Below are 18329 nucleotides of genomic sequence, written 5' to 3' on the forward strand. Positions count from 1 at the left end.
CCACTTTTGTACGTTTTTCGTATTTTGTAACTTTGTAAAAAGATAGGCTGCGCCTCAGCCATTCAAACAAGTTTGATGGCCTTTCGGCTTAAACTATTATTTCACTAACAAGTTATCGATAAACTATGAAACAATCTTTTGGTATTCTTGCACTCACCACGTTTGCGTCACTGTCTACATGGATGGTAAATCCGGCTGTAGCAAGCAATCATGCGATGATGAATCGTGCAGGTGTCACGTCTGCCATGGGCGTTGAGCTGTCATCGCCGGCTCGAGCCCTCGTTACCGGCGCGCGCATGCTCAACGATCATGCCGCAGTGTTCACGCTCGCTACCAACCAGCAAATTACAGTCGACTTTTATGCGCCCAACATCTTCAGGCTTTACCAGGACAGTATCGGTCTGCCGATGCACAATCCTCAGGCAAAGCCTCAGGCAGATATCCTTGTAGCACAACCACGGCGGGCAGTAGGAGCCGTTGACTTGAAGCTGCTGGGCGACAACTATCTCCTCACTACTTCCTCATTGCAGGTGGCGTTGAGCAAGCAACAAGGCGCGATGGCCCTGACCGACTTGCGTACGGGGCAAGTGGTGGCGCGCACGCTCTCCGCACCCATCATCGAGAAAGACAAGGTTAAGCTGCAGTTGACAAGCCGGCCCGATGAATATTTTTATGGCGGCGGTGTGCAAAACGGACGATTCTCTCACAAGGGAAAGAAGATTGCCATCGAGAATACCAACAACTGGGTAGACGGCGGTGTGGCATCGCCCACGCCATTCTATTGGAGCACTAAGGGATATGGCGTGATGTGGCACACGTTCAAGCCGGGCAGCTACGACTTTGGTGCGACCGATCCTTCAAAGGTGCTTTTGCAGCATGATACGCGTCATCTGGACTGCTTCTTCATGGTAGACAGCGCGCCCACGGCCTTGCTCAACGATTTTTATCAGCTCACGGGGCATCCCGTGCTACTGCCTAAGTTTGGCTTCTATGAAGGCCACCTTAATGCCTACAACCGCGACTATTGGAAAGAGGTGAAGAAGGGACGCGGCGTGATGACCTTTGAAGACGGAAAGGAATATACGGAAAGCCAAAAAGACAACGGCGGCGTGAAAGAGAGTTTGAATGGAGAGAAAAACAACTATCTGTTTTCGGCTCGCGCCGCCATCGACCGGTATGTTAAGCACGACATGCCGTTAGGATGGTTCCTGCCCAATGACGGCTACGGAGCAGGATATGGACAAACCGCCACGCTCGACGGTAACATCGCCAACCTGAAAATGTTTGGCGACTATGCGCGCTCGAAAGGGGTGGAAATCGGGCTGTGGACGCAGAGCGACTTGCATCCCAAAGACGGTGTAGAGGCACTTTTGCAACGAGACATCGTCAAAGAAGTGAGAGATGCTGGGGTGCGCGTGCTCAAAACAGACGTCGCCTGGGTGGGCTGGGGTTACAGCTTTGGCCTGAACGGCGTGGCGGATGTCGGCGCCATCATGCCCCGTTATGGTGACAATGCGCGTCCCTTCATCATCACGTTAGACGGTTGGGCCGGCACGCAACGATACGCGGGCGTGTGGACAGGCGACCAGACAGGAGGCGACTGGGAGTACATTCGTTTTCACATTCCTACCTTCATTGGGTCTGGCCTATCCGGGCAACCGAATGTAACAAGCGACGTGGATGGTATTTTCGGCGGACGCAACGTACCTGTGAACGTGCGCGAGTTTCAGTGGAAAACGTTTACCCCAATGGCTCTGAACATGGACGGTTGGGGTTCAAATCCTAAATATCCGCATATATTAGGCGGTAAATCGGTGGCTCTCAACAGATGGTCGTTGAAGCTCAAGTCGCAGCTCATACCCTATATTTACACCACTGCCCATGATGCCGTGACGGGAAAGCCCATGATGCGCCCCATGTTTATGGAAGAGCGCAACGCTTACACACTGGGTCATCGCACGCAATACCAGTATATGTTTGGCGACGCTTTCTTGGTAGCACCTGTTTATAAAGACACGCATGCCGACAAAGAGGGTAACGACGTGCGCGACTATATTTATCTGCCACATGGAACGTGGATAGATTATTTCACGGGCCAGCGCTATACGGGCGGACGCATCATCAACCAGTTTGATGCACCACTGTGGAAACTGCCGCTGTTCGTAAAGGCCGACGTCATCATTCCTTACACGCACGCCAACAACAATCCCAGCGAGATACGTCGTGATTACCGGGCGTACGAGGTTTACGCCATGAACGGATGTGTGGGTCATGAATATGATGACGACGGCAAGACGCAGGCTTACTTGAAAGGGGAGGGGGTGAATACTAAGATATCTACCCAGGTGAAGAAAGGCATGTTGACCGTGCAAGTGGAGAAGACGACGGGCGGTTATCAGGGATTTGAGCCGGAGAAACAAACCGACTTTAAGCTCAATGTCACACAGATGCCTAAGAAACTATGGGCAAAGGTGGGCAATCGCAAGACCAAGCTCAAGCAGGTGTTCAGTCAAAAAGAATTTGAGCAGGGTGAGAACGTGTGGTTTTACAACGAGCGACCTGACCTGAACCAATGGGTCAAGGCGGGCGAAGAGTCGGTGGGCGAAGTGATTAAAAACCCACAGGTGTATGTACGCTTGGCCAAGAACAATGTCACAGAACATGCGACGGAGCTTGTCGTGAAGGGTTTCTGCTTCCAGCCTGCCGAAGCGTTGCTACATCAACATGGCCCACTTGCCGCACCTACTTTCAATCAGCAGCGAAGTAAGGAACTGGCTTATCAGCTCACACCTGCGTGGAACGAGGTGAAAGGTGCGGATTATTATGAATTGGAGTTTGACGGCCAACTTTATTCTACACTGCGCACACCTCAGTGTACCATTGACGATTTGCAGCCTTTAACCTCCTACGATTTCCGTGTGCGCGCAGTGAATGCCGCCGGAAAGAGTGATTGGCAGCCGTTCTCTTTGAGCACGGTCAGCGACCCTTTGGAATGGGCTGTGAAAGAACTGCGCGCACAGACGTCGGTTCCGGCGCAGACGGGAGAAGGTACGGCGAAACTCTTCGACCGTGACGTGAAGACCATTTGGCATACGGCTTGGGACAACAACAAGGTCTTGCCGTTTGATATGATTGTTGATTTGCGCGCGGTTCATCAGCTAGACCATCTGTGTTACGTTCCGCGTACCGATGCGGGTAACGGTACTATCTTAAAAGGAACATGGGCATTGTCTGCCGACCGGCAAACCTGGACCGCACCCATAGCGTTTACATGGCAGCGCAATGCGGATGAGAAGTGCATAGCTTTCACTGGTCATCCCAAAGCAAGATACGTCAAGTTTCGTTTTGAAGAGGCGGTAGGCGGCTTCGGCAGCGGTGCCGAGATGTATGTGTTTAGAAAACCAAACACCGAAGGTGAGATACAGGGCGACATCAATCGTGACAAGCGTATTGACGAAAACGACCTGACATCGTACATGAACTATACGGGATTGCGCCGTGGTGACGCTGATTATGATTATGTGTCAATTGGCGACATCAACCACAACGGCCTCATTGACGCTTATGACATTTCGTGCGTGGGTGTTGAGTTGGACGGCGGTGCGAGCCAGCGCAACGATCAGGTGCGTGGCTCGTTGGAACTGATTGCGCCAAAAACGTTCAAGGCTGGCGATGACATTGAAATACAGGTGGTGGGCAAGAACCTGCATTTTGTCAATGCGCTGAGTTTCGCATTGCCTTACAATGCTGATGAACTGGAATATCGCGGCGTTACCTTGCAGGGCATGAAAGAAATGGTAAACCTCACCTACGACCGCCTGCATACCAACGGACAGAAGGCCTTGTATCCCACCTTTGTCAATCGTGGCAACAACTTCTTGCTGGATGAGGGCGACCCCAAGCTCTTCATCATCAAGTTCCATGCGAAGAAGTCGGGCAAGCTGAACCTGAAGATGCGCGACGGCATGTTGGTTGACCGCAACTTGGGCGTGAGCAACTTCTAACTGCGGATGGAACGGTGGGGTGGTGACCCACGAGAAAAACCTGATGAAACCAATTCTTCTGTCTTATGGTAAGACATATCTTTTGGTTTCATCAGGTTTTTATTTATGGTTCAAATAAACCTCGCGGTTCAATCAAGCACCGTGGAACAGATATTCGGCTTGAATGTCTTTGGTGAGTTCTGTGAACAACCGCTCTTGCAACTTGTCGGCCACGCATAGTGCGCGCGTCAGCACCTTGTCAGAAAATTCTTGCAGCATGTCTTTAGCACGTAACGGCTGTGTTTTGTATATACGCAAATACTCTTCTTCCATTTCACGCTGCCGTTGGTCGGTTTCCTCCTCAAATTTGCGGTACGTCTCTTTAATCATGGGTGCGTATTTGTTGTAGTTCACCATGCCCAGCACCATCACCTTACGGAATTTCCAATAAGCAGAATCGGCACTCGACTGGTCGGTTCCCTGCGTGTATTCAACCGGATATGAGCTGATGCCCTGATACAGCGGCAGGAACAAGCCGAGGTCGGCCATGCCCATGGCAACGTATGCGACGCAGCCAATGGCCTGAGGCAGTTCGGGACGCACCTGCAGGATGTGCGTCTGCGTGGTCCTGAAGATAGATACCGGGCGGTAAGGCTCTTTGGGGTTGCTATGTAGATAGGGGTCGTGTTCGGTATTGTCGTAGTGGAAACGGAACGCCGTGCGCAAGTCTGTTATGCTGATAGGTTTCTCGGCCTTGGCGTAAACGGGGAATGTGTTTTTGGTTACGTCATTTTTAACGGCCGGCGAGAACATCTGCTGCAGGCCCCATACGCGCGGATAGTTATAGGTGGTGTCGAGTTTTATGTCGCGCGCATACGACGCGTGGAAATCAAATTCGCCCTTCTTCGGGTCGTGTAATCCATGTTTCTCGGCAAACTCAATCAAGTCGGCGGATGCCAAATAGTTCTCTTTGTCGCATGGGTCGTACTGGCGGAAACGGCTCTGGTTGCCCGTGACGAAATATTGCTCTTTCGGCATTCTGCAAGCCAACCACCGATGTCCGCAGGCCGTTTCCAAGTACCATATTTCTTGTGCGTCTACGAATCCGATGCCGAAACCTTCTGCGATACCATGTTTCTCAATGAGCATGCCCAAGCGCTCCACGCCCTCGCGTGCGGTGTGAACGTAAGGCAGTACAATATTGAATACGGCATTTTCGGCCAAACCCGTTTCTACCAAAGGGTCATGTTTTAACACCTCATCGCTGCTGAAGATACTTTCAGTCGCACTCATGCCCACGCCGGCGGTGTTGAATCCTGCGCTTCCCCAGTGGTGCGGTAGGTTGAAGGGTGCCAATGCGCTGTACCCCAATGCTTCTTTGGGCAGTTCACAGCGGAACGGACTGTCCAGAGCGATAAATTCTTTCGGTCCTTCTTTCGTATCTTCGTACAGTTCGTAGTTTTTGGCTTCCATGGCATCCCAGTCTTCTGAACGGGCTACAATCATGGAACCGTCGGCTGTCATCTCTCTTCCTACTATGATGGTAGTACACTCTGATGGTAATTCGCTTACCTGATGTTTTTTTTGTCTCATACTCGTTTTATGTGATATGATGGTTAGAAATATGATGTTGCGCGGTATTAGACCCCGCCATTTGCAAATTTATGAATAATTTTTGGATGATGTATCGATAGGGTAGTAAATTTTACAGAACCATACGACTCCTTTATATAATGATTTTGGTTGGTGTTTGTAGCCTATCAATCGAAACGTTCTTCGGTGAAATGGCTTCCGCTGCAACAACTTTTTAACACAAATACCGGACGTTTTTTTAACCAACTTGCTCATACATTGAAAATATGCGAAATATAGAGGCGTTTTGTTATTTTGTTGATAATTAGATTGTTATTCGATTTGAAAATCTAAAACACCATGAAAAGGAGAAGTAGATTGAAGGGGAAATACCTTCTTTTTGTACAAAAAGGCCTGCTATAGGATGCAAATTGGGACATAAAAGCGTGCACATTACGCGGCAAGAGCATACCTATTGCAAGGAAAAAGCATGCATATTGCCGATTTGTTCTGTGTGAATGTAGTAAAAGATGATGATTTTAAGACTTTCAACACCTAAAACATCTCCCTGATTTATCTATTTCTCAATTTTGTTTTGTCAAAGAAAACGAATCGATTTAACAAACGAAAGGTTCATTAACACATGCGGGTAACGATGGCTACATCTATAACATCATCCACAATGACACAACAGGGGAGCTTGCCAAGCACACAAGGCATAAGATGAAGTATAGGCTTCGTCCCAAGGGCAGATATCTTCCAATCAAGGACAGGGTGAGTATCCATGAAAGAAGTAAGGAAGTTGACGGGAAGAGATTCGGAGATTTTGAGATGGACTTAATCGTAGACCCTGACCAGCACGCCATACTCACGCTGGTGGAGAAGTCTACCAGTATGCTGCTTATGCAGAAACTGCCAAACAGTCAAAGCCTCTGGCAAAGGTAGTTAGGAAACAGCTGCGGCCATACAAGGACTGCCTGAAGACCATTACAACAGACAACGGGCCTGAATTTGCGGCACATAAGGACAATACAAATAAGCTAATCAGACAATATATACCGAAAAAGGATTCGTTTGAGCGTTATACAGACAAGAGAATAATGTCTATACAAAAGAAACTGAACGAAAGGCCGAGAGAAAAATTAAACTTTTCTACACCAAAACGAGAGTTCTTTAAACACGTTTTGTAATTTTGCACTTGCTGGTTGACTCTGCGCATTGTTAAATTATAGATACGATGCCGCTATGAAAAAATATTGGACTAAATTGAGATTTGACATCTTTGATCATTTCGAATTAGATATAGACGATGTTGAGAAATTTGGCTCTATGGAAAAAGTCAGAGATAAAACCAATGGCATTGGTGAAATACTTAGCAATATAACACGTCCTCGCGATGAAAGAGGGTATGAATTATTACCATCAGGACCAAGTGATATTATCTTTCAAGAAGCTGCTGACGGTTTCTGTTCATGGTTTATCTTCCAATACATGAGAGGATACAAACCGTTTGTGATTATGATATCGAAAGAAATTGACTTTGAAAATCTATTGAAGTAATGTTGATAAATAAAACTAAATATAAAATTATAATAGTAAATATGTTTTTTTGCTGCTTCGGAATAGTCATAAGTTATCACTTTAGAAGTGATATATTTACTATTCCAACAGGATATTATGTTTTAGAGGCCGACACGTCCAACGTTGGGAAAAGCTCAAGGCATCTGATAGTACTTTTATCTAATGTTCCATATTTAGAGAATAATGTTAAGAAATGCCTTGAAGAATCATTTTGGAGGCATATTACCTTAGACGCATTACATTTTTACAATGTATATTCTGTACGTTATTATCGAGAAACAAAATATCTGACTCGCAACTTTAAAGAAGGAAATCAATATGTTCCATTATATAGCCATTGGGATAACACAATGATTGGAGAAATCATTTCAAGGACGAATTGGGGAATATTGCATTTTGCAAACGTGAAAATGGGACAGGATTCTATAGCATTATAATTAATGATACAGGTTATGGATTTCATATGTTTGTAGATCTTGTTAAAAGAGATAGAACTTATCAGGACTTCAAAGATATAAAAGACTTCTATATTAAAAAATGCAAGGAATTAGGAATCAAGAAAAATCATATGGAGATTGATGAAAAATATTGAGAAATTTGTGCAAAAAGTTGTTCCTTGGATGAATTTAAACTTATCTAAAAGGCGAACGAGAATACAAAAAGGTAATGAAATATGAAAAAGTGTAATGTTCCATATCGCTCAATAGCAATATTGTTATTTACCACATTACTGTCATCCTGCCTAAAAGAGACTGCTGTTCCTATCGAGTCTGCATTCTCAATCGAATCATCAGAAGATAAGACCTCCCCTGTAACCATCCATTTGAGAAACGAGAGTTATGGGGCTCATAGAGGAAGATTCGCCTCTCCTAAAAGGTCTGACGGTACTATGTTTTCTTTTAAAGGTCGGGCCTTAAGAGGTGATGAAACTGATTATGCAGAATTCTATGATCTTGTTGTTCTGGAAGATATTTCTGTAGAGCAAGGTTCTATTATACCTTGGTTTAATCAACCAGGACAAGGTAGTCAAATTATGTTCTCTGAAGGTATTGAAGAACTGATCAAGGAGGGGAAAATAGAAATTCGCAATTTAAAGAAAATAAAGTGATGGAAATTTCAATAAACGAAAAGAGTGTTTTAGAGTTAAATCAACCACAAATTTTTCATCGAGAAGATTTTGTTTGTATAAAAATTCACGACACCGTAGAGCATATATATATATATAAAGAAAATAAATCTGAGAAGTTTGTTGCTTTTGGATTGACATATCCTAACAACAAAGGAGTTCCAATTAAAAAAAAATCGATTCTATTGCAAACAAACTAAAGTTTCTTAAAAAAAACATATATGCTAAAACGGGGTATATATCGTATAGAATGGAAATTGCAGATGAAATGATAACGCCTTTTGTTATTATAATGTGTAAATACGTGTTCTACTTTGGACTTCTTGCTGGCGATAATTCAAGAGGACCCAAAACTATGATTGTATTATTGGGAGTGCGGAAATACGAAGAAAAATAATATGCTTAGTAGAGTTATACGACTCCTTCTGTTAACGTGTTTAGGCTCTTCCTGTCTCAAGGAGACTGCTGTTCCTATCTAATCGGCATTCACCATTGAGACATCAGAAGATAAGACCTCACCTGTAACTATCCAATTGAAAAATGAGAGTTATGGGGCTGATGAGTGTGACTGGATATTTGGAGGAGGACAGCCTTGTAGTTCTACAGACAAAAGCCCAGGAAAGGTTATATTCACTCAGGCAGGTGAGCACAAAATTACCTTACGAGTCTGGAATGCTGTAGAGGAAAGGACAAGTCAGCAGACCCTCAGAGTTGACGCCGCCATGACGATAGACTTTGATTTTACCGTGGCAATCAATGATATTGCTCCGGGAACTGTTTCCATCATCAACAAAAGCAAAGGCGGAAGCCAATATGAGTGGACTTTTGAAGGTGGCATCCCCTCTACATCCAACCAACAACATCCGGGAACAATAACCTTTGCGGACGGTGGTGAGCATAAGATTCACTTAAGAGTATTCAATGGCAGTAAATACGAGGAACGTACTAAGACGCTAACCCTACAACCTCCTATTCAAGCCGACTTTTAAGTCGTACTTCTCTAACGCTGTTTCTTACAACCGTTTTGTTGAACTTGAATGTAGGGTGTTTTTCCCTCTTATGTTCTTTCTTAATCTGTGTGCATTTGGAAGATGTGCAGGTGTTACATTTGTTGACTCAACAATGAACATTACCCTTAACTTGTCAGAATAAGGTCGGGATGAATCCGAATTGGGGTATAAAATATAATACGCGAGAGTACGTTTTACAGATTCTTTTCGCGCTCTTCACGAACGATAAGTGTTGTTGATATACATTCGTTTTCGGTGTAAATTATCAAAATGAATGCTATATTTTGTTAAATTTTTAAGCTCGTGAAAAATTGAACTTATTATTTTGTACGAGTTTTAATTATTATTTGTACCTTTGCAGCCCGAAAAGGTTCATTGTATCCAATTCACTAAAGGGGATATTGTGTCCTCTTTCGATATCGCTTCGATAATATACAAAATAATATATAAAATTAAAAAGTAAAATTATGCCTACTATTTCACAGTTAGTAAGAAAAGGCAGACGGGTGATTGAAAGCTCAAGCAAGTCGCCAGCTTTGGACAACTGTCCTCAGCGTCGTGGCGTTTGTGTGCGCGTGTATACAACCACTCCAAAGAAGCCTAATTCGGCGATGCGTAAGGTCGCCCGTGTTCGTTTGACCAACCAGAAGGAAGTAAACTCTTACATCCCAGGAGAAGGACACAACTTGCAAGAGCACAGTATCGTGCTGGTTCGTGGCGGTCGTGTGAAAGATCTTCCTGGTGTTCGTTACCACATCGTTCGCGGAACATTGGATACCGCCGGCGTTGCAAACCGCACGCAGCGACGTTCTAAATATGGAGCGAAGCGCCCTAAGGCAGCTAAGAAGTAAGCTGAACGCAAGAAAGATTCTAAATCAGCGGGTTCTGTGGTTGGTAAGAATGTAGATGATACATGACTTCAGAACCGGAGATTGGAAAATGGCTCAAGAGCCCAGTGACTTGGAATCTTTTCTTTATCCCATTAAAATAATATTTATCGTTTTGCTGGAGAATTATTATCAAGGTTGAGTAAATGCTCAAGAGTGGGTGTTGAAGATCAAAACAATAACAGCCTCCGCAGACACAATTTTTTATTAAGTAAAAATGAGAAAAGCAAAACCAAAGAAGCGTGTGATCTTGCCAGATCCAGTCTTCAATGACAAAAATGTATCTAAGTTTGTCAATCACTTGATGTACGATGGAAAGAAAAATACAGCGTACGAAATCTTCTACAAAGCTCTGGATACCGTTAAGGCTAAGATGGGCAATGAAGAGAAGTCTCCATTGGAAATTTGGAAGCAGGCGTTGGATAACATTACACCGCAAGTGGAGGTGAAGAGCCGTCGTATCGGTGGTGCCACATTCCAGGTGCCAACGGAAATCCGTCCTGATCGTAAGCAGAGTGTATCGATGAAGAACTTGATACAGTACGCACGTAAGCGTGGTGGAAAGAGCATGGCAGATAAGCTCGCAGCAGAGATTATGGATGCCTTTAACAATCAGGGTGGCGCTTATAAGCGTAAAGAAGATATGCACCGTATGGCTGAGGCAAACCGCGCATTCGCACACTTCAGATTTTAATGATATAATAAGGTAAAAAGACAATGGCAAATCGCGATTTACATTTAACACGTAACATAGGTATCATGGCCCACATCGATGCCGGTAAAACAACAACTTCTGAGCGTATCTTGTTCTATACAGGAAAGACTCATAAGATTGGTGAGGTGCATGATGGAGCAGCTACTATGGACTGGATGGCCCAGGAACAGGAGCGTGGTATTACCATTACTTCTGCTGCGACAACCTGTACCTGGAAATATTTAGGGAAAGCTTTCAAGATTAACCTGATTGATACTCCGGGACACGTCGACTTTACCGCTGAGGTAGAACGTTCTTTGCGTGTGCTCGACGGTGCAGTAGCAACCTATTCTGCAGCCGATGGTGTACAGCCACAGTCGGAAACAGTGTGGCGTCAGGCTGATAAATATAATGTACCGCGCATCGGATATGTGAACAAGATGGACCGTTCAGGTGCAAACTTCTTCGAGACAGTTCAGCAGATGAGGGACATCTTGGGTGCCAACCCTTGTCCAATTCAGATACCAATCGGTGCTGAAGAAAACTTCAAGGGTGTAGTTGACCTTATTAAAATGAAGGCGATGTATTGGCACGACGAAACTATGGGTGCTGAATACGACGTTACGGATATCCCAGCAGAGTTGGTAGACGAAGCGAACGAGTGGAGAGATAAATTGTTAGATTCTGCTGCAAGTTTTGACGATGACTTGATGGAGAAATATCTCGAGGGTCAGGAAATCGATGAGATGCAGTTGATCAAGGCAATCCGTAAAGGAACTTGTGCCATGGAGCTGACTCCTATGGTACTGGGATCATCCTATAAGAACAAGGGTGTTCAGCCATTATTGGATTACATTTGTGCATTCTTGCCATCACCTCTGGACACGGAGGCGATTGTGGGTACCAATCCCGACACTGATGAGGATGAAGACCGTAAGCCTTCCGAGGATGAGCCGACAGCCGCTTTGGCGTTCAAGATTGCGACAGACCCGTTCATGGGACGTTTGGTGTTCTTCCGCGTGTATTCCGGAAAAGTTACCGCGGGCTCGTATGTCTACAATCCGCGTACGGGTAAGAAAGAGCGTATCAGCCGTCTGTTCCAGATGGATTCTCATAAGGAAATTCCGATGGATTCGATCGACGCGGGTGATATCGGAGCCGGTGTTGGATTCAAGGATATTCGCACGGGTGACACCTTGTGTGACGAGGAGCATCCTATCGTGCTGGAATCCATGACATTCCCCGACACCGTGATTTCCATAGCCGTTGAGCCAAAGAGCCAGGCAGATATTGCTAAGCTGGATAACGGTTTGGCCAAGTTGGCAGAGGAAGACCCAACGTTTACAGTTCGTACCGACGAGCAGAGTGGTCAGACGATTATCTCTGGTATGGGTGAGTTGCACTTGGATATCATCATTGACCGTTTGAAACGTGAATTTAAGGTTGAATGTAACCAGGGCAAGCCACAGGTTAACTATAAGGAGGCTATCACCAAGGATGTAACCTTGCGTGAAGTTTACAAGAAACAGAGTGGTGGTCGTGGTAAATTCGCCGACATTATCGTTACTGTTGGTCCCAAGGATGAGGATTATACCGAAGGCGACTTGCAGTTTGTTAACGAGGTTAAAGGTGGTAACGTGCCAAAGGAATTCATTCCTTCTGTACAGAAGGGTTTCCAAGATTGCCTGAAGAATGGTGTCTTGGGTGGCTTCCCTGTTACGGGCTTAAAGGTTACATTGACGGATGGTTCTTTCCACCCTGTTGACTCTGACCAATTGTCTTTCGAGCTTGCTGCACATAATGCATTTAAGAATGCTTGCCCGAAGGCTGGTCCTGTTTTGATGGAGCCTATCATGAAAGTGGAAGTAGTGACACCAGAAGAGAACATGGGTGACGTGATTGGCGACTTGAATAAGCGTCGCGGTCTTGTACAAGGCATGGATGAAGCGCGCAGTGGTGCTCGTATCGTTAAAGCAATGGTGCCATTGGCCGAGATGTTTGGTTATGTAACTGCTTTGCGTACCATCACATCAGGACGTGCAACTAGTTCGATGGAATATGATCATCATGCACCTGTTTCTACCTCTATCGCGAAGACAGTGCTTGAGGAAGTTAATGGTAAGGCAGATCTTCTTTAAAAAAGAATATAAGGAAAGAGAATCACATCTTAGCGTATGACTCTTAAGATGTGTATCTCTCTCCTCTTAATAAATAACTAACAAATATCAAAGATGAGTCAAAAAATCAGAATTAAGCTGAAGTCTTACGACCACCAGTTGGTTGACAAATCAGCTGAGAAAATTGTGAAGGCAGTAAAAGCAACAGGTGCTATTGTCAGTGGTCCTATTCCATTGCCTACTCACAAGAGAATTTTCACCGTGAACCGCAGTACTTTCGTGAATAAGAAAGCACGTGAGCAGTTTCAACTCTCAAACTTCAAGCGTTTGATAGATATCTATAGCTCATCAGCCAAGACAGTTGATGCTTTGATGAAGTTGGATTTGCCCAGTGGTGTTGAGGTAGAAATCAAGGTGTAAATTAACGTATGAAAAGTTTTTTGTAGGGGAGCATGAGTAATTGATTTGAGAAGTATCTACTCGTCCACTCGTCAACTAAAGAACTTAAAAACTAAAAAACTCATAAACTAATAATTTTATTGAAATGCCAGGATTAATTGGAAGAAAAATCGGAATGACATCCGTTTTCAGTGCCGACGGTAAAAATATACCGTGCACTGTTATCGAAGCTGGTCCTTGTGTTGTAACCCAGGTCAAAACAGTGGAAACCGATGGTTACAAGGCTCTTCAATTAGGTTTCGGAGAAGCAAAGGAAAAGAGAACAACCAAACCTTTGTTGGGAACCTTCAAAAAAGCCGGCACAACACCTAAAAAGCACTTGGTCGAGTTCAAATTTGATGGGGAGTATAACCTGGGTGACACTATTACTGTTGAGTTGTTTAACGATACAGAATTCGTTGACGTAATAGGCACCTCAAAAGGTAAAGGCTTCCAGGGCGTAGTTAAGCGTCACGGATTCGGCGGCGTAGGTCAGCGTACACACGGTCAGGATGACCGAGCTCGCAAGCCGGGTTCTATTGGTGCATGTTCTTATCCAGCTAAAGTGTTTAAAGGTATGCGCATGGGCGGCCAGATGGGTGGTGACAGAGTCACAACTCAGAATCTGAGAGTGTTAAAAGTGATTCCAGAGAAGAACCTCTTGATTGTCAAGGGCTCGTTTGCTGGATGCAATGGTTCAACTGTTTTAATTGAGAAATAATGGAAGTTAGCGTATTAAATATCAATGGTCAGGAAACTGGAAGAAAGGTTACGTTGAACGAAGCTATCTTCGGAATAGAGCCAAACGACCATGTGCTATATCTTGATGTAAAGCAGTATCTTGCAAATCAGCGTCAAGGAACAGCCAAGGCGAAAGAGAGAAGTGAGATGAGTGGTTCTACTCGCAAACTTGGTCGCCAGAAAGGTGGTGGCGGGGCACGTCGCGGTGATATCAACTCGCCTGTACTTGTTGGTGGCGCACGCGTGTTTGGTCCAAAACCACGTGACTATCGCTTTAAATTGAATAAAAAAGTAAAGAATCTTGCTCGTAAATCAGCTTTGTCATACAAAGCACAGGAGAACGCAATCGTTATCGTGGAAGACTTTACTTTGGATGCCCCAAAGACTAAAGATTTCGTAAATATTGCAAAAAATCTTAAAGTCGAGGGTAAGAAGTCGCTCCTGGTTTTGCCAGAAGCAAATAAAAATGTATATTTGTCGGCTCGTAATCTGCAACAAGCAGAAGTGATGACGGCATCTACACTCAATACTTATAAAGTTTTGAATGCAGATGTTCTTGTTGTGACAGAAAACTCGTTGAAGGTGATCGACAATATCTTAATTAAATAAAGGAGACAATAGAAAATGGCAATTATCATTAAACCACTGGTCACTGAGAAGATGACTAAGATTACAGACAAGTCTTCTATTGAAAAAACTTATAAGGTGAAAGGCGAGAGCCGCACTAAGGTTGCAGAACTGAAGTATGGTTTCATCGTTCGTCCAGAAGCCGATAAGCTCCAAATTAAGAAAGAGATTGAAAGTCTGTACAACGTTACAGTAATAAATGTGAACACAGCTCGCTACGCAGGTAAGCGTTCAAGTCGCTATACTCGCGCTGGACTTGTGAAGGGACAGAAAGCTGCGTTCAAGAAAGCAATCGTCACTCTGAAAGAGGGCGATACAATTGATTTTTACAGCAATATTTAAAATAAAAAATGGCAGTACGTAAATTTAAACCGGTAACTCCGGGACAAAGACACAAGGTTATTGGCACGTTCGAGGATATTACTGCATCCGTGCCAGAGAAGTCTCTCGTTTACGGTAAACGCTCTTCTGGTGGTCGAAACAACACCGGAAAAATGACTGTCCGCTACATAGGTGGAGGTCATAGAAGAAAACTTCGTTTTATCGATTTCAAGCGTGAGAAAGATGGTGTTCCAGCTGTAGTAAAAACAATCGAATACGATCCAAACCGTTCGGCTCGTATCGCTTTGTTGTTTTATGCAGATGGTGAAAAACGTTACATTATTGCTCCTAATGGACTACAGGTAGGCGCTACGCTGATGTCTGGTGCTGATGCTGCGCCTGAGGTTGGTAATGCACTTCCTTTAGCAAACATTCCTGTTGGTACAGTGATTCACAACATTGAATTGCGTCCAGGTCAGGGTGCGTTGCTCGTTCGTTCGGCTGGTAATTTTGCTCAGTTGACTTCTCGTGAGGGCAGTTATTGTGTGATTAAGCTCCCTTCTGGCGAAACTCGTCAGATATTGAGTGCTTGTAAGGCTACGGTAGGTAGTGTTGGCAACTCTGACCATGCATTGGAACAGTCTGGTAAGGCTGGTCGTTCACGCTGGTTAGGTCGTCGCCCACACAACCGTGGTGTAGTGATGAACCCTGTTGATCACCCAATGGGTGGTGGTGAAGGCCGTCAGAGTGGTGGACATCCACGTTCACGCAAGGGCTTGTATGCTAAGGGCCTCAAGACTCGTGCACCTAAGAAGCATTCTAACAAGTACATTATTGAAAGAGCTAACAAATAATCAAGTAAACTAAGAGTAAAATATGAGTCGTTCACTTAAGAAAGGTCCGTATATCAACGTAGCTCTGGAAAAGAAAATTCTCGCTATGAATGAGAGTGGAAAGAAGAGCGTTGTTAAAACATGGGCAAGAGCTTCAATGATTTCCCCTGATTTCGTGGGTCACACTGTTGCAGTCCATAACGGAAATAAATTTATCCCTGTTTACGTTACAGAAAACATGGTAGGACATAAGTTAGGAGAGTTCTCTCCAACTCGTCGTTTTGGTGGCCACGCCGGTAACAAGAAATAATAGGGACAAACCATTTAAAAAGTAAAAATTAATAATGGGAGCAAGAAAGCATATAGCGGCTGAAAAATTAAAAGAAGCCCGCAAAAATTTATACTTCGCAAAGCTCAAAGGTGTTCCTTCATCACCCCGGAAAATGCGCTATGTAGTAGACATGATCCGAGGTATGGAAGTTAACCGCGCTCTCGGAGTATTGAGATTCTCAAAAAAGCAAGCTGCTCAAGATATAGAGAAGTTACTTCTTTCTGCAATTGCTAACTGGGAAGCTAAGAATGATCGTAAGGCTGAAGATGGAGAGTTGTTCGTCAGCCGTGTCTTCGTAGATGAAGGTGTTACGATGAAGCGTATGAGACCGGCACCGCAAGGCCGTGGGTACAGAATTCGTAAGCGTAGTAACCATGTTACTTTGTTTGTTGATGCCAAAACTAATGACGAAAAATAATAAATAGAATGGGACAGAAAGTTAATCCAATAAGCAATCGACTTGGAATTATCCGTGGTTGGGATTCAAATTGGTTCGGTGGTAAGGACTTCGGAGACAACCTTGTAGAAGACAGGAAAATCCGCAAGTATCTTAACGAGCGTTTGGCTAAGGCAAGCCTTTCACGCATCGTCATTGAACGTACCTTGAAGCTCGTTACCATTACTATTTGTACAGCAAGACCTGGTATCGTCATTGGTAAAGGAGGTCAAGATGTAGATAAACTCAAGGAGGAATTGAAGAATCTTTTCCATAAAGATATTCAAATCAATATTTTTGAGGTAAAGAAGCCTGAACTCGATGCCAACATTGTAGGAAACAATATCGCTCGCCAAGTAGAAGGTAAAATCGCTTACCGCCGTGCTATCAAGATGGCCATACAAAATACGATGCGTGCTGGTGCAGAGGGTATCAAGGTTCAAATTTCTGGACGTTTGAATGGTGCAGAAATGGCACGCAAGGAAATGTACAAAGAAGGTCGTACACCATTGCATACATTCCGTGCTGACATCGATTACTGCCAGACAGAGGCGCTTACGAAAGTAGGCTTGCTCGGCATCAAAGTTTGGATTTGTCGTGGAGAAGTTTATGGTAAGCAAGAATTGACACCAAACTTCACACAGGATAAGACTAATACTGGTCGTCCAAACGGTGGCCGTAACAGTGGTCGCGGTAATCGTAGAAGAAACAATAACCGTTAAAAGAAAAAGTTATCATGTTACAGCCAAAAAGAGTAAAATATAGAAGACCTCAAGATGGACGTGGAAACAAAGGAAACGCCCATAGAGGAACACAGCTCGTTTTCGGTTCGTTCGGTATCAAGACGCTTGAACCCAAATGGATCGATAGCCGACAGATAGAAGCTGCACGTGTAGCAGTTAACCGTTACATGCAGCGTGAAGGACAAGTCTGGATTCGAATCTTTCCGGACAAACCAATCACTCGTAAGCCTGCCGATGTCCGTATGGGTAAAGGTAAGGGTGATCCCATGGGATGGGTGGCTCCGGTTACACCGGGACGTATCCTCTTTGAAGTAGAAGGTGTAAGTTTTGATGTAGCTAAAGAGGCATTGCGCTTGGCTGCTCAGAAGTTGCCTGTGAAGACAAAGTTTGTTGTACGACGTGATTACGATAAAAACGCTTAAGCTATGAAGATGACAGAATTAAAAGGACTCGCTGAAAAAGACTTGCGAGAGAAGCTAGAGAACGCTGAGGCAGCTTACAGTCAGATGAAGCTAAATCATGCTGTGTCTCCACTGGAGAATCCATCTCAGATTAAGGTTGCTCGTCGTGACATCGCTCGTATGAAAACTGAACTGCAGCAGAGGGAACTTAAAAAATAACAATGGTTCAGATGGAAACAAGAAATTTAAGAAAAGTTAGACAGGGTGTCGTTGTTAGCAACAGCATGGATAAGACTATCGTCATTGCTGCAAAGTTCAAAGAGAAACACCCTATATATGGTAAGTTTGTTCAGAAGACAAAAAAATACCATGTGCATGATGAAAAGAATGAGGCTAATGTAGGTGATACAGTACTCATTATGGAGACACGTCCTTTGTCGAAAACAAAGAGATGGAGATTAGTTCAAATAGTAGAAAAAGCTAAGTAA

At 44.4% G+C, this 18329-nt stretch carries 20 protein-coding genes and 2 pseudogenes; 21 read left to right on the forward strand and 1 reads right to left on the reverse strand.

Annotated elements, in window-relative coordinates; genetic code table 11:
* Nucleotides 1–125: 125 nt before the first annotated feature.
* Entirely contained in the window at nt 126–4004 is a 3879-nt protein-coding gene (locus HMPREF1254_RS05250; protein WP_036879572.1) for a TIM-barrel domain-containing protein, read from the forward strand.
* 132 nt (nt 4005–4136) lie between these two features.
* Here the strand turns inward: HMPREF1254_RS05250 and HMPREF1254_RS05255 are convergent, their stop codons facing one another.
* Nucleotides 4137–5576 carry a C69 family dipeptidase gene (locus tag HMPREF1254_RS05255; RefSeq protein WP_023057698.1) on the reverse strand — a complete coding sequence of 480 codons (1440 nt, stop codon included), beginning with the start codon at nt 5574–5576 and terminating at the stop codon, nt 4137–4139.
* Between the two features lie 642 nt (nt 5577–6218).
* Between HMPREF1254_RS05255 and HMPREF1254_RS05260 the strand changes: the two are divergent.
* From HMPREF1254_RS05260 to rpsQ, 20 genes and pseudogenes are all read left to right on the forward strand, one after another.
* Nucleotides 6219–6745: pseudogene (locus HMPREF1254_RS05260) on the forward strand (IS30 family transposase); the annotation flags it as partial.
* Between the two features lie 55 nt (nt 6746–6800).
* Nucleotides 6801–7115, forward strand: a complete 315-nt coding sequence (locus HMPREF1254_RS05265) for a hypothetical protein (RefSeq protein ID WP_023057640.1) — start codon at nt 6801–6803, stop codon at nt 7113–7115.
* A gap of 694 nt (nt 7116–7809) precedes the next feature.
* On the forward strand, nt 7810–8244 hold the full coding sequence (locus HMPREF1254_RS11715) for a TNT domain-containing protein (RefSeq protein WP_081699043.1): 435 nt from the start codon (nt 7810–7812) through the stop codon (nt 8242–8244).
* Nucleotides 8244–8462: a hypothetical protein gene (locus HMPREF1254_RS05280; protein WP_023057680.1), complete on the forward strand. Its 219-nt coding sequence runs from the start codon at nt 8244–8246 to the stop codon at nt 8460–8462. The genes HMPREF1254_RS11715 and HMPREF1254_RS05280 overlap by 1 nt, the downstream gene beginning before the upstream one ends.
* A gap of 333 nt (nt 8463–8795) precedes the next feature.
* Nucleotides 8796–9251 (forward strand): PKD domain-containing protein, encoded by a 456-nt coding sequence (locus HMPREF1254_RS05285; protein ID WP_231385811.1) that lies wholly within the window; start codon nt 8796–8798, stop codon nt 9249–9251.
* A pseudogene (locus HMPREF1254_RS12305) lies at nt 9244–9387 on the forward strand (IS982 family transposase); the annotation flags it as partial. The gene HMPREF1254_RS05285 and the pseudogene HMPREF1254_RS12305, both read left to right, overlap by 8 nt.
* Nucleotides 9388–9739: 352 nt before the next feature.
* On the forward strand, nt 9740–10123 hold the full coding sequence (rpsL, locus tag HMPREF1254_RS05290; protein WP_004350155.1) for a 30S ribosomal protein S12: 384 nt from the start codon (nt 9740–9742) through the stop codon (nt 10121–10123).
* 253 nt (nt 10124–10376) lie between these two features.
* Nucleotides 10377–10853 (forward strand): 30S ribosomal protein S7, encoded by a 477-nt coding sequence (gene rpsG / locus HMPREF1254_RS05295; RefSeq protein ID WP_023057662.1) that lies wholly within the window; start codon nt 10377–10379, stop codon nt 10851–10853.
* Nucleotides 10854–10876: 23 nt separating this feature from the next.
* Nucleotides 10877–12991: an elongation factor G gene (gene fusA / locus HMPREF1254_RS05300; protein ID WP_023057634.1), complete on the forward strand. Its 2115-nt coding sequence runs from the start codon at nt 10877–10879 to the stop codon at nt 12989–12991.
* A 93-nt stretch (nt 12992–13084) separates the two neighbouring features.
* Nucleotides 13085–13390 (forward strand): 30S ribosomal protein S10, encoded by a 306-nt coding sequence (rpsJ, locus tag HMPREF1254_RS05305; protein WP_004350159.1) that lies wholly within the window; start codon nt 13085–13087, stop codon nt 13388–13390.
* A 124-nt stretch (nt 13391–13514) separates the two neighbouring features.
* On the forward strand, nt 13515–14129 hold the full coding sequence (gene rplC / locus HMPREF1254_RS05310) for a 50S ribosomal protein L3 (protein WP_023057671.1): 615 nt from the start codon (nt 13515–13517) through the stop codon (nt 14127–14129).
* On the forward strand, nt 14129–14758 hold the full coding sequence (rplD, locus tag HMPREF1254_RS05315) for a 50S ribosomal protein L4 (RefSeq protein WP_023057685.1): 630 nt from the start codon (nt 14129–14131) through the stop codon (nt 14756–14758). Before rplC ends, rplD begins: the two co-directional genes overlap by 1 nt.
* 15 nt (nt 14759–14773) lie before the next feature.
* On the forward strand, nt 14774–15118 hold the full coding sequence (gene rplW / locus HMPREF1254_RS05320) for a 50S ribosomal protein L23 (RefSeq protein WP_023057690.1): 345 nt from the start codon (nt 14774–14776) through the stop codon (nt 15116–15118).
* Nucleotides 15119–15126: 8 nt separating this feature from the next.
* Nucleotides 15127–15951 (forward strand): 50S ribosomal protein L2, encoded by an 825-nt coding sequence (rplB, locus tag HMPREF1254_RS05325; RefSeq protein ID WP_023057679.1) that lies wholly within the window; start codon nt 15127–15129, stop codon nt 15949–15951.
* Nucleotides 15952–15973: 22 nt separating this feature from the next.
* Nucleotides 15974–16240, forward strand: a complete 267-nt coding sequence (rpsS, locus tag HMPREF1254_RS05330) for a 30S ribosomal protein S19 (RefSeq protein WP_023057705.1) — start codon at nt 15974–15976, stop codon at nt 16238–16240.
* Between the two features lie 34 nt (nt 16241–16274).
* Nucleotides 16275–16679, forward strand: coding sequence for a 50S ribosomal protein L22 (gene rplV / locus HMPREF1254_RS05335; RefSeq protein ID WP_004350170.1), 405 nt, complete (start codon nt 16275–16277; stop codon nt 16677–16679).
* Between the two features lie 8 nt (nt 16680–16687).
* On the forward strand, nt 16688–17419 hold the full coding sequence (gene rpsC / locus HMPREF1254_RS05340) for a 30S ribosomal protein S3 (RefSeq protein WP_023057653.1): 732 nt from the start codon (nt 16688–16690) through the stop codon (nt 17417–17419).
* 14 nt (nt 17420–17433) lie between these two features.
* Complete coding sequence (rplP, locus tag HMPREF1254_RS05345; protein WP_004350174.1) at nt 17434–17862, forward strand: 50S ribosomal protein L16; 429 nt, start codon at nt 17434–17436, stop codon at nt 17860–17862.
* 3 nt (nt 17863–17865) lie between these two features.
* Nucleotides 17866–18060 carry a 50S ribosomal protein L29 gene (gene rpmC / locus HMPREF1254_RS05350; protein ID WP_023057693.1) on the forward strand — a complete coding sequence of 65 codons (195 nt, stop codon included), beginning with the start codon at nt 17866–17868 and terminating at the stop codon, nt 18058–18060.
* A 2-nt stretch (nt 18061–18062) separates the two neighbouring features.
* Complete coding sequence (gene rpsQ / locus HMPREF1254_RS05355; protein WP_036874578.1) at nt 18063–18329, forward strand: 30S ribosomal protein S17; 267 nt, start codon at nt 18063–18065, stop codon at nt 18327–18329.

The sequence above is a fragment of the Prevotella sp. BV3P1 genome, from assembly GCF_000479005.1.
Taxonomy (GTDB): Bacteria; Bacteroidota; Bacteroidia; order Bacteroidales; family Bacteroidaceae; genus Prevotella.